This window comes from uncultured Idiomarina sp. (assembly GCF_964010655.1).
GTDB lineage: Bacteria > Pseudomonadota > Gammaproteobacteria > Enterobacterales > Alteromonadaceae > Idiomarina > Idiomarina baltica.
The window spans coordinates 1-11,810 of record NZ_CAXGLS010000030.1 but is presented as its reverse complement, the minus strand read 5'-3'; the positions used below and the strand labels follow the sequence as shown (position 1 = coordinate 11,810).

At 45.1% G+C, this 11,810-nt stretch carries 15 protein-coding genes and 1 tRNA gene; 7 read left to right on the top strand and 9 right to left on the bottom strand.

The genetic code is table 11. The annotated features are described in order from the left end of the window. Positions 1–10: 10 nt before the first annotated feature. The 5 genes from pheS to thrS all read right to left on the bottom strand — a co-directional run bounded on the left by pheS (position 11) and on the right by thrS (position 4,240). Positions 11–991 carry a phenylalanine--tRNA ligase subunit alpha gene (pheS, locus tag ABNS04_RS08475; RefSeq protein ID WP_006955396.1) on the bottom strand — a complete coding sequence of 327 codons (981 nt, stop codon included), beginning with the start codon at positions 989–991 and terminating at the stop codon, positions 11–13. Between the two features lie 126 nt (positions 992–1,117). After that, positions 1,118–1,471 carry a 50S ribosomal protein L20 gene (gene rplT / locus ABNS04_RS08470; RefSeq protein ID WP_006955397.1) on the bottom strand — a complete coding sequence of 118 codons (354 nt, stop codon included), beginning with the start codon at positions 1,469–1,471 and terminating at the stop codon, positions 1,118–1,120. Between the two features lie 14 nt (positions 1,472–1,485). Next, positions 1,486–1,683 (bottom strand): 50S ribosomal protein L35, encoded by a 198-nt coding sequence (gene rpmI, locus ABNS04_RS08465; RefSeq protein WP_006955398.1) that lies wholly within the window; start codon positions 1,681–1,683, stop codon positions 1,486–1,488. A gap of 77 nt (positions 1,684–1,760) precedes the next feature. After that, positions 1,761–2,303: a translation initiation factor IF-3 gene (gene infC, locus ABNS04_RS08460; RefSeq protein WP_083405017.1), complete on the bottom strand. Its 543-nt coding sequence runs from the start codon at positions 2,301–2,303 to the stop codon at positions 1,761–1,763. A gap of 20 nt (positions 2,304–2,323) precedes the next feature. Further along, the gene (thrS, locus tag ABNS04_RS08455; RefSeq protein WP_006955400.1) at positions 2,324–4,240 is read right to left on the bottom strand and encodes a threonine--tRNA ligase; all 1,917 of its coding nucleotides are present in this window, start codon (positions 4,238–4,240) and stop codon (positions 2,324–2,326) included. A gap of 151 nt (positions 4,241–4,391) precedes the next feature. Here thrS and ABNS04_RS08450 point away from each other — a divergent pair, with 151 nt between their 5' ends. After that, a complete protein-coding gene (locus ABNS04_RS08450; RefSeq protein WP_272978398.1) occupies positions 4,392–5,276 on the top strand; it encodes a DMT family transporter in 885 nt (294 codons plus the stop codon). A 35-nt stretch (positions 5,277–5,311) separates the two neighbouring features. Beyond that, the gene (locus ABNS04_RS08445) at positions 5,312–5,521 is read left to right on the top strand and encodes a CPXCG motif-containing cysteine-rich protein (protein ID WP_272978399.1); all 210 of its coding nucleotides are present in this window, start codon (positions 5,312–5,314) and stop codon (positions 5,519–5,521) included. Here the strand turns inward: ABNS04_RS08445 and ABNS04_RS08440 are convergent. Continuing rightward, positions 5,515–6,126 (bottom strand): riboflavin synthase subunit alpha, encoded by a 612-nt coding sequence (locus ABNS04_RS08440; protein WP_348671359.1) that lies wholly within the window; start codon positions 6,124–6,126, stop codon positions 5,515–5,517. The two genes, ABNS04_RS08445 and ABNS04_RS08440, sit on opposite strands and share 7 nt — an antisense overlap. 94 nt (positions 6,127–6,220) lie before the next feature. Between ABNS04_RS08440 and ABNS04_RS08435 the strand changes: the two genes are divergently transcribed. Continuing rightward, positions 6,221–7,195: a DUF3080 family protein gene (locus ABNS04_RS08435; protein WP_348671358.1), complete on the top strand. Its 975-nt coding sequence runs from the start codon at positions 6,221–6,223 to the stop codon at positions 7,193–7,195. A gap of 117 nt (positions 7,196–7,312) precedes the next feature. Next, positions 7,313–7,389, top strand: a tRNA-Val gene (locus ABNS04_RS08430). A 234-nt stretch (positions 7,390–7,623) separates the two neighbouring features. Here the strand turns inward: ABNS04_RS08430 and ABNS04_RS08425 are convergent. After that, positions 7,624–7,830, bottom strand: a complete 207-nt coding sequence (locus ABNS04_RS08425) for a helix-turn-helix transcriptional regulator (protein ID WP_053953842.1) — start codon at positions 7,828–7,830, stop codon at positions 7,624–7,626. 125 nt (positions 7,831–7,955) lie between these two features. Between ABNS04_RS08425 and ABNS04_RS08420 the strand changes: the two genes are divergently transcribed. The 3 genes from ABNS04_RS08420 to ABNS04_RS08410 are packed head-to-tail and all read left to right on the top strand — an operon-like array spanning position 7,956 to position 10,431. Then, positions 7,956–8,165, top strand: coding sequence for a hypothetical protein (locus ABNS04_RS08420; RefSeq protein ID WP_053953843.1), 210 nt, complete (start codon positions 7,956–7,958; stop codon positions 8,163–8,165). A 12-nt stretch (positions 8,166–8,177) separates the two neighbouring features. Next, positions 8,178–9,362 (top strand): site-specific integrase, encoded by a 1,185-nt coding sequence (locus ABNS04_RS08415; protein WP_289118068.1) that lies wholly within the window; start codon positions 8,178–8,180, stop codon positions 9,360–9,362. A gap of 4 nt (positions 9,363–9,366) precedes the next feature. After that, the gene (locus ABNS04_RS08410) at positions 9,367–10,431 is read left to right on the top strand and encodes an HD domain-containing protein (protein WP_053953845.1); all 1,065 of its coding nucleotides are present in this window, start codon (positions 9,367–9,369) and stop codon (positions 10,429–10,431) included. 134 nt (positions 10,432–10,565) lie between these two features. On the opposite strand, the gene ABNS04_RS08405 is transcribed toward ABNS04_RS08410, so the two are convergent. Together ABNS04_RS08405 and ABNS04_RS08400 are read right to left on the bottom strand one after the other, a co-directional pair. After that, positions 10,566–11,021, bottom strand: a complete 456-nt coding sequence (locus tag ABNS04_RS08405) for a hypothetical protein (protein WP_348671356.1) — start codon at positions 11,019–11,021, stop codon at positions 10,566–10,568. Between the two features lie 28 nt (positions 11,022–11,049). Beyond that, positions 11,050–11,810 (bottom strand): NAD(P)-dependent oxidoreductase (locus ABNS04_RS08400; RefSeq protein ID WP_348671355.1); only part of this gene is annotated, 761 nt, incomplete at its 5' end.

Genomic DNA, 11,810 nt, shown 5'->3' with positions numbered 1-11,810 from the left:
CGCCGCCCTCTTAATTAAACTGTTTTAGGAATCGCAGGTCGTTCTCGAAGAACGCACGCAGATCGGTCACGCCGTAACGCAGCATGGTTAATCGCTCAACACCCATGCCAAAAGCGAAGCCCGTGTATTGCTCAGGATCAATACCGACTGCACGAAGCACATTGGGGTGAACCATTCCGCAACCCAATACTTCTAACCATTTACCATCTTTACCCATTACATCCACTTCAGCAGAAGGTTCAGTAAACGGGAAATAAGAAGGACGGAAACGAACCGTTAACGACTCCTCAAAAAAGTTATTTAAGAAGTCTTCTAAAATGCCTTTTAACTGCGTAAAGCTCACGTCTTTATCAACCATCAAGCCTTCTACCTGATGGAACATCGGTGTGTGCGTTTGGTCATAATCGTTACGATAAACGCGACCTGGTGAAATGATGCGTAATGGTGGCTGCTCAGCCTCCATAGTGCGGATTTGCACACCCGAAGTTTGCGTTCTTAGCATCGTTGAGGGAGTAAAGTAGAACGTATCGTGGTCTGCACGTGCGGGGTGATTCGCCGGAATATTGAGTGCGTCAAAGTTGTGAAAGCCGTCTTCCACTTCTGGGCCCTGCTTCACACTAAAACCTAAGTCACCAAAGAATGATTCAATACGGCGAATGGTTTGTGTAACGGGATGTACGCCACCCACTTGGCTAGCGCGTCCAGGTAAGGTCACATCAATACGCTCAGCATCAAGCTTTGCTTCGAGCTCAGCCGCCTTTAAAACCTCTTTACGGGCGTTAATATCAGCTTGGACTTGTTGTTTAGCTTGGTTAATTTTTTGTCCCGCGTCCCGACGCTCAGATGGTTCAAGTTGACCTAAGCCTTTTAACAGCTCAGTTAACCGACCTTTCTTGCCCATGTATTCAACGCGCACTTCGTCCAGTGCTTGCGGCGAATCAGCTTCAGCAATAGCTTGCTGCGCCTGTTCAACAATTTGTTCTAACTGCATTCGTTCCCTCAACCTATCATGCAAATTACGAAAGCTCTATTCTAACGAAAAAGCCATAAAAAAGGGAGCCAAATTGGCTCCCTTTTAAATCTGTTTATCGGTTTTTGGCAAAGCCTTTATTGCCGATTACAGTGCACCTTTCGCCTTTTCAACCAAGGCTGCAAAACCGCTTTGGTCATGTACAGCGATGTCGGCAAGGATTTTGCGATCGATTTCTACCGATGCTTTCTTCAGACCGTTGATAAAGCGGCTGTATGACAAACCGTTTTGACGCGCTGCCGCATTGATACGAACAATCCACAATTGACGGAATTGACGTTTCTTGTTGCGACGGTCACGGTATGCGTATTGACCTGCTTTAGTAACTGCCTGCACCGCAACGCGATATACGCGACTACGAGCACCATAATAACCTTTCGCCTGCTTTAGGACTTTCTTGTGACGCGCACGCGCGATCACACCACGTTTAACTCGTGCCATTTGCTAATCCCTCCTTACGCGTATGGTAACATACGATCGACTAATTTGACGTCGGCCTCGTGGACCATGCTCTTCGCGCGAAGCTGACGCTTACGCTTAGGTGTCTTCTTAGTCAGAATGTGACGCAAGTGAGATTGCTTGCACTTGTAACCGCCTGAAGCAGTCTTTTTAAAGCGCTTTGACGCGCCCTTGTTTGATTTCATTTTTGGCATGAAATAAAACTCCGCATTGTTGATTAAAAGTGTGACAGGGTGAGTTCAACCGAAGCTGAACTACTTGTGTACCACAATCACTTCTTAGCCGGTGCCAGAACCATTATCATCTGGCGACCTTCGGCCCTTCTAGGGAACGACTCAACAGTTGAGATTTCGTCTAAATCGTCTTTAATACGAGTTAGCAGCTCAATACCCAACTCTTGGTGTGCCATTTCCCGGCCACGGAAACGGATAGTGACTTTAGTTTTGTCACCTCCCTCGAGGAAGCGACGCAGGTTGCGCAGTTTTACCTGGTAGTCGCCCTCATCTGTGCCAGGTCGGAATTTGACTTCCTTAACCTGAATCTGTTTCTGCTTTTTCTTCTGCTCTTTCTGGTCTTTACTCTTTTCGTAGAGAAACTTACCGTAATCCATAAGGCGGCAGACAGGTGGCTCAGCATTTGGACTCATTTCGACCAAATCAACACCAGCATCCTCTGCTGCTTCAAGAGCTTCATTGATACTTACAATACCGATCTGTTCACCTTCCGTGCCAATTAAGCGAACTTCATTAACACGAATTTCGTCATTGATACGATTTTTGTCAGCGCTTTTCTGAGTTCTTTTTCCGCCTTTAATGGTTTATTCCTCCAAACTAATTAATTGATCTTGCGTGTACGCACTTCTGCTTGTAACTGCTCAACAAACTGTTCGAGCGGAAACTTACCTAAGTCTTCACCGCTACGAGTACGAACCGCAACCTCGCCAGCCTCGACTTCTTTGTCGCCGACAACTAGCAAATAGGGAACACGTTTTAAAGTGTGTTCTCGGATTTTAAAGCCTATCTTCTCATTTCTCAAGTCGGCTGATGCACGAATTCCCTTTTCATTCAGGGATTTCACTACTTTATTGACGTAATCGCGTTGATTATCGGTAATATTCATCAATACGACTTGCGTCGGTGCGAGCCACAACGGGAAATTCCCCGCATACTCTTCAATAAGAATGCCCATAAAACGTTCAAGTGAGCCGAGAATGGCTCGGTGAATCATCACAGGCGTATGGCGATCGTTATCTTCACCTACATAAGTCGCATTTAAACGACCTGGTAACGCGAAATCTAACTGTATTGTACCACACTGCCACGCACGACCTAAGCAATCGAACAAAGTAAATTCAATTTTAGGACCGTAGAAGGCACCTTCACCGGGTAAATAGGTGAAGTCGATATCATGCGCTTTCAAGGCATCCGCTAAAGCTTTTTCACTGCGATCCCAAGTTGCATCATCACCGAGGCGTTTCTCAGGACGTGTTGAAAGCTTCACATCGATCTTATCGAAACCAAAGGTTTCGTATGTTTCGTAGACCATTTTAATACACGCAGCGACTTCGTCTTGCACCTGATCTTCTGTACAAAAAACGTGCGCATCGTCTTGTGTAAAGCCACGTACACGCATCAGTCCGTGCAACGCACCTGAAGGTTCATTTCGGTGACACGATCCAAACTCGGCCATACGTAATGGCAGATCACGGTAAGACTTAAGACCTTGGTTAAAGATCTGTACGTGACCTGGGCAGTTCATTGGTTTTACCGCGTACTCGCGGTTTTCCGATGATGTCGTAAACATCAGGTCTGAGAACTTCTCCCAATGACCCGACTTTTCCCACAATACTCGGTCCATCATCATCGGACCTTTCACTTCTTGGTATTGGTATTCACGAAGCTTTTCGCGCACGAAGTCTTCAAGTTCGCGGAAAATGGTCCAACCGTTATGGTGCCAAAATACCATACCTGGCGCTTCTTCTTGCCAGTGGAACAGGTCTTGTGCCTTACCAATCTTACGGTGATCGCGTTTTTCGGCCTCTTCTAACCGTTGCAGATACGCTTTTAACTGTTTTTTATCCGCCCACGCAGTACCGTAAACACGTTGCAACATCTTGTTATCTGAGTTACCCCGCCAGTATGCGCCCGCCATTTTCATCACTTTAAAGTGTTGGCAGAATTTCATCGTTGGCACGTGTGGTCCACGGCACATATCAATGTATTCTTCGTGGTGGTAAAGACCCGGGTTGGCATCCGTTGGAATATCTTCGTCGAGAATTTCGACTTTGTATGGTTCATGGCGCTCTACAAACGTCTCACGCGCTTCTTGCCAACTCACCTTCTTTTTGATGACCTGATACTCAGTTTTCGCCAGTTCTTTCATGCGTTTTTCAAGTTTATCGAGGTCGTCCTGCGTTAATGTGTGGTCAACGTCAACATCGTAATAGAACCCGTTATCGATGACTGGGCCTATCGCCATTTTTGCGTCCGGCCATAATTGCTTAAACGCGTGACCTAATAAGTGAGCACAAGAGTGACGAATAATATGTAAACCGTCATCGTCTTTCGGTGTCACGATCTCAATACGCGCATCGTGTTCAATCATTTCACAGGCGTCGACGAGTTCACCGTCAATACGGCCTGCTACGGTGGCTTTAGCTAAGCCAGCACCAATATCTTGAGCCACATCCAAAATGGATACAGGTTGATCAAATTCGCGTTGACTACCGTCAGGGAGAGTGATTACAGGCATGAAACTTCCTTTCTACAGTGGTGACACCTACCAAGTGCCACATGCGCTAACATCGATTCTTTGTCGAACCATACGAAATTGTTTACGTTCGGTACCATCGAACGTAAACCCACACTATAATGCAGGCTTTTTGTGAGAGCAAGGGTAACACATGGATCTAGCGAGTGTTTGGGGGCAGCTAGCAGCGTTAACAGCAGCCGCTTTTTGGGCAGTGGCTTCGATACTTTATCATCGCGCCGGTGCTCACTTCTCAGCGTTACAAATGAATCTCATCAAAGGCGCAATTGCCAGTCCGTTGCTATTCGGTATGAGTGCCCTGTTTGGCGCACCGTTGGTATTTAGTGCAGGGCTCTGGTTACTCGCCCTCAGCGGAGTAATTGGTATTACCGTAGGCGACAGCTGCCATTTTGCCGCATTGCGCCGTTTGGGCCCCTGGCACGCGATGCTACTCGAATACTTAGCGCCACCTCTAGCTGCGTTTATGGCTTGGTTGTTTTTAAACGACGGCCTTTCTGGTATCGAAATTATCGGTGCGCTAGTGACTTTGTTGGGTGTTTTATTGGTCGTCACTGAACGTGCGCCGAATCAGCAGCCGTCGCTGTCCATCAGCGGTATCCTGTTTGGCTGTGGTGCTGCCTTCTGTCAAGCAACTGGGCTGGTAATGGCTTTTTCGGTATTACAAAATGATCTTATTGATCCGCTCAGTGCGGCATTTATTCGCCTTGCGGCCGGTTCTATTCTATTAGCGCTGATTGTTGGAATATCACAACGCCACGCTTTTCAAGCCATTTTTCGCCAGTGCCGAGCCATTAACCCACTGCCACTGCTGGGTGCTATCTTTTTTGGGACCTTTTTAGCGATTTGGTTACAGCAGCTATCTATTGCACATATTAATCCGGGTTTAACACAAACACTTCTGTCCACTGCACCACTTTTTTTAATTCCAATTTCTTTATTGAAAAAACAAAAGATTACCGTGCGTTCGCTGTTCGGCGCACTGGTATCATTAGGTGGTATTGCGATTCTCTTTCTATAATTAAGGCTATACGAAAAAACCAAACGGTGACCGTTATGCACGAGGAAGACCTGACCCATACAATCGTTCGTTGCCCCCACTGCGGGCATACGACGCAACTCGGTGTAGATAGCAGTAATGGCGATCAGGATTACCAAGAAGAATGTTCAGCCTGCGGTGACCTGATTCATATCCAACTCACCGTCGACCCCATTAACGCACAAACTCGTTTAAAGGTCGACGGCAATGATGAACAATTCTATTGACCGCGTGCAGCGAGGACGCGCTCCACCGTTGTGACAGTCGTGATAGTTTGTTGGTCCATCTCAATGTTCACATTATCGCCTGGCTTCAGTGCAGCCAAGTTCGTTAAACGCAATGTTTCGGGTATAAGGTGCAAACTAAATTTATTATCCTGTACCTGTCCCACCGTCAAACTCGCACCATTCACGGCAATAAAGCCCTTCGCGAACAAATAAGGTACTTGAGCTTGCGGTAACGACAACCAAGCTGACCAATTATGTTCACTGACTTCAATATCAAGGATCGAAGCGGTGCAATGAATGTGCCCTGATACGTAGTGACCGCCCATTTCATCGCCAACCCGCAACGAGCGTTCGAAGTTAACCTCCGAGCCTACTTTCAGTTCGCCTAGGTTAGTCAGCCGCAGCGTTTCATCAATCACATCAAATGAAACCTGTGTCTCATCAAAGTGAACCACTGTTAAGCAAACACCGTTTATCGCTATACTGGCCCCCAGTTGAACGCCATCAAGATGATGTGGCTCGACTGAGACGGTCAAATGACGAAAATCGCCCTTATCAGTCAGCGATTCCACTTTGGCTTTGGTTTGAACAATACCTGTGAACATTTAACTTATGTCCTTAGCTAACAACACAATGCTGACCAGTTTAAAGCTTTTAGTTACGCGACTCCAGCCAAAGCGTTGTGTTAACGCATGGATAGTGGCAATTTTGTTAGTTTCGTTGGTGGGTTGTTCGCAGCCCTCAACTGTATCCAGTTTGCACGCTCTACACGAGCGCGTAGCCTTTACCTTAGATATTGAATTAACGCCGCTCACATTCGAGCCCCGACCGCCGCAGTTACCTGACGTTCGCGTCCTCAAGCCGACGGCATCAACACCCACTATGCGCTTTTTAACAGCGCTACAACTGAATCATTGTCGCGCGGGTCAACTGATTGCTGAACGCAATAGTGCATTAGGTCGCCTTGATGATGGATTCTCTCGTTTTCAAGATGATCAAAGTCTCATTAAAGCGCTCAGACAATGTGCTAAGTCACCGCAGTCAGAAGCTTTTGCTGCTGAACTCATTACCGCTGCGCAGCAACTGAGCGACACAACGTCTGCTCGTCTGGCACGCGCGCTTGCAACGGACAAAGGGCTCAGGCACGCGCTAACGATGGCTGCAACGCCATTAGTAACCATTTCCGACACTGAATTTATTCACAGTATAAATGCGTTGAATGCGGTCACTTCATGGCTTGAGGAGCCAAATACAGCCGTTGACCTTAATGAGCCCTTAAAAGTCTTGGCGCAAGAAGACTACTTGCCTCAACTGATGCGAAGCATCGCTGAGTACTCTGTTTTACTCACGCAATTTTCCGAGCAGCTGGATAACATTGCTCAGCCTGCCGGTTGCTTATCGAAAGGCATACCCGAGCGCGCTCACCGTTTACATAGCGCCTTTATTTCAGTTTTTATCAAACAAACACAAGGCGACTTAGCGGATATACAACGCCAGTACCAACGTTTTAGCGAGGCATTAAACACGCTTGCAATGAAAGCGCCACAACCTGAGCTTAAACACTATTTAAATCAATGGGCCCTTTACGACGCGCGGTTAACGCAAGCAACTAAGTCTTTCGTCCAACCCTGGCAACAGTTTTTTGAAGCATGTGGATTTAAGGCTGGACGCTAAATTTCGTACACTTTGGTGATTTAACAAGCAAACACACGCTATCCGATAAAAAAGTACTTGCATGCTTAACTTCAAATCAATAATATAGCGCCCGTCTTCACGACAACCCCAAACAGTGCGTCCGTAGCTCAGTTGGTTAGAGCGCTGCCTTGACATGGCAGAGGTCGGTTGTTCGAGTCAACTCGGACGCACCACTCTCTTATCAAGAAAAATCTCAAATATTCAATAAGTTAGTAGCCAAGATAAATCCACTATCCCAGTCGCAATTTTATTGGTGACCAAACGGTGACCATTCAGTGCCCTAGCCTATTTTAGCATCCGCTTTTTTCAAAACCCTTTGCACTATGTACTCAAAGGCTGATCTGACTAATTATTCAATTTTATGAATACGGCTTTACAAAAAATCTATCGATAAGCAAAAAGAATAATTACTCATCAGGGCTGTAAATAAATAGATCACCAGGCGTACATTCAAAAAATTCACACATTTTGTTCATAACTTCTAGTTCTATTCGAGCTGCTTCATCGTGGTAAATCCGCTGGATCGTACCCCTATTAATTCCTGTCGCCTTGGCAAGATCTGACATCTTTAACTTTCTCTCAGCTAAAAGAACAGCAATGTTAGATTTTATCATTCAATAGACCTTTTTTATCTTCTATAGACAAAAAATGCTTGCAGGGGATTTTATATATGCTAAATTATCTCCTGTAGACAATTTTAATCTACTAAAAATACTTTTTGTTGATTGGAGATATTACTATGAGTCGCACATATCTGACAACTGATGAGCTTGCTAAACGCATTAAATATGAGCCACGCACTATCCGCAATTACCTTAAAGACTCAGTGCTTCTTGAGGGCATCCATTACTTTCACCCTTTTGGTGGCCGAAAGATCCTATTTATTTGGGAAAAAGTCGAATCTGAAATGATGAGAGATACCTTCTTGGATAGCAAAGCGATTGGATAAGGAGAACTGATAATGGCATCAATCAATTCGAGAGCTGGAAAGCTAGTCGTAGATTTTAGGTATGAAAAACAGCGGTGCAGAGAAACGACCGTTTACGTTGATACCCCAAGCAACAGAAAAAAACTTAAAAAAATAATCGAGCGGATGGAAGCTGAACTTATCCTGGGAACCTTCAAATATGAGGAATATTTTCCCAACTCCGAACGCGGTCGAAAGCTATCTCAGTTAAACCAATTAAGAGCGGCCTCACAAACTAACACTGCGCCACTTTTTTCTGACTTCTCTGAGCTTTGGTTTCGGGAGCGCGAAGGCGAATGGAGAAAAAGCTATATACAAACAGTTCGGTATACGCTCGATTCATATTTGATCCCGCAGCTAGGCAAGTCAAAAGTAAATGAAATCACTAAAGCGGTGATTATGGAGTTTCGAGCGTCGTTACTCAAGACCACCTCGCATCTTGGTACCAACTTAAGTAACGCTCGCATCAATAAAATCATGAGCATCGCTAGAATGATCTTAGTGGAAGCATCTGACCGATTTGACTTCCCCAACCCGTGGCTAAATATCAAACCACTTAAAATTAAACGCACAGATGTAAACCCGTTTTCGCTAGAGGAAATCAAACGTTTTATCAATGCTGTTCGGCCGGATTTCAAAAATTACTACATCGTTCGTTTCTTTACCGGCATGAGAACAGGCGAAATAGATGGGCTCCATTGGGATAATATTGATTTTAACAAGCGTCAGGTTTTAGTGCGTCACTCTAAAGTCATGGATGAGCTTGTTGACACCAAAACTGACGGTTCATTTCGGCAAGTTGACATGAGCCAAACTGTTTTTGACGCACTAAAATCACAAATGAAAATCACATACGGAAAATCCGACTTTGTGTTTTGTTCGCCGAACGGTTCCCCCCTCCAGCACAACAATGTGACAAAACGTGTTTGGTATCCAACCCTAGAGTACCTTGGGCTTGCCAAACGCAAACCCTATCAAACAAGGCATACAGCAGCTTCTTTATGGCTCGCTGCTGGCGAAAATGCAGAGTGGATTGCCCGGCAATTGGGTCACGCAAATACCCAGATGCTCTTCAAAGTTTACTCTCGTTATGTTCCAAACCTTACACGCAAAGACGGCTCTCTTTTAGACAAGGTACTTACTGAACATTTAAATGACTTAAATAAGTCGGAGGATTAATACAATGTTAAATTCAGTAGCAAATGCAAGTTACGTTAATAATCATAACATCACTAACTGGGGTGATAATCCCTCGCCCGTCAATCAAAAAAATGAAAACGTGCACGTTAAAACTATTGCACAAAGCATTAACGATGGCTATCTCACGGGTTTGTATCGCATTACCGGTGTCATAGTTAAAATCGCCAAAAACGGTGAGCCATACGTAAGCATCCGACTGAGTGATTCAACAGGTGACGTCCATGCCGTTATATGGCCTGAGCGAAAACCACTTGATTGGAACCCGCCCTACAGAAATTCAATGAACACTTGTGTTTATGCCTCGGGCTCTGTTAATTATTTTACTTCATGTAATAAAAATCCTGCTGAAAAGAAACCAACTATCGTTATTGACGAAATTCGTTTAGCAACAGAAAATGAACTTCATGAAGCGCCAGCGTTAACTACTTTACCCCGGTTATATTGCCCAAATAAAGATGTATTCGATAAGTTAATCAGTACCGCCAGAGAACTAGAAAGCCCGCCGTTGAAACGATTTGTTTGTCGCGTTCTCAATCAAGATCAAGTATTTCAAAGGTTCTTACAAGCACCTGCCAGTACTAAGTATCATCATTCTTACCCAGGTGGTCTTTTAGAGCATTCCGTTGAAGTTGCTTGTATTATAAATAATATTGAACTTTACCGTAGTCCTAATGAGAAAGAGCTGGCTATTGTAGGCGGTCTTCTGCACGATATTGGAAAGGTCCGAAGTTACAATAACTACGGAAGTATGAGCCTTAATGGGAAATTAACCGACCACAATGCTCAAACGCTAGAAATTTGTGCCGAAGCACTAAAAGAGCTGGACTCCGACAACTACAATTTGGCTGAAACACTACGCCATATTTGGACGTGTTCATCACCAGGGTCTCGTTATGGCCGCCCTACTAAATTTGCAATCGGACATGTCGTTGCAACGGCAGATAGAATTAGTGCCGAATTCGGTAATGAAAACGCCGCATTTGCGTCCGCCTCAACTCACCAGAACCTAGCGAGGCTTGGTCAATTAGAGTACTGTCGACTAGCCTGATGTGTCCCCAATGAGAAGCCAATTTACCGATTGCGCTTCTCACCTTTATAAACTAAATGTCTGCTATGTGCCAACAGCGGACGTTAACGCGGAGCGCGCCGGCGCACTTTAGTGCCTCCGAGTTACGCGAATTGTTATAAATTTTCTCGGACAAACTGCTCAACGCTGAGATGCCGTCCCTTGCTTTGGTAATGCCCATCTAAGGCATAGGCCATCTTTTCCAGTGGAGCGTGGTTATAACCAAAATATTGAATCTCTCGAATGTAGCGCTCGATGAAACCTTGAGGAGCGAGCTCTCTGAATCGCCACTGCAACACATGAACCAACTCGTGGAAGTGAACCCGAAGCTCGTTTGCAGCCTCTTTCTTTATGTAATAGGTATCATTGTAGGTAATACCTGCTAGGTCCATGTCGATGAAGTCTCCTAAACCTGCCTCCCGGAGTCCTGGAAAGTCAGGCTTCGGGATTTCGTCGGTAACAACGAAAAACGCTGTTTTCATAAATTCAGGCGAGTAGAAGCCGTTGAAATGCTCTTCAAAGATGGAGCAAGATCGACGCTTGGCTATACTCGAGCGAAGCGAAAACGCCAAGCGTTGCGAATCACTCTTAAATGCTTTGTTAGCTGCGTTTTGAAACTGGCAAAACTTCTGCCGATTCTGTATCGAGCATTTCTAAAACACTCTCAAAGCCATGTTTTGGCAACCAACCTAACTTGTTCTGCGCTAACGATGAGTCATATACACGATCCAAAGTTTCGGGTAATTGCCACCCTCTTTGTCTAAAGGCAGAAGCTATCTCCGGACACCTTTGTGCGAGAACTGAGCTTGCATCGTTATATAAAGCTTCGCAATCCAAAGGGTTAAAAGGTGTTGCACCCGAGATGATAAACCGATTAAAACCACTTAAACGTTTTTCTACTGCACATAAGTGAGCATTTGCTACATCACGAGCATCGATACCACGAGTTAAGCGAAACACTGCCATTAAGTCCGCGGGCTCTGGAAAACACCTAGACATTTGTAACACTGTCACCGGAAGATTGAACAGATTTGAAATTTCTTTAAGTTTGTTTTCAGCTGCAATTTTGCTTTTGTGATAAATCGATTTCGGTTGAGGAATAGTTTGCTCGTTCACCCAGCCAGTAACACCTTTAGGTGTTGAAGCATAACCGTACAACGCTGTTGTACTGGTAAAAATGAAATGCTTGACGCCTGCTTTTACACCGGCCAAAGCCAGTTTCTCGGTTGCGTCTACGTTGATAGATTGAAACTCTGAATCAGGCAATAAGCCAACATGAGGAGCATGAAGGGCTGCTGTATGAATAATTACGTCGATATTTTCAAGAGCTTCATTGAGCAGCGCACTATCACGAATATCAC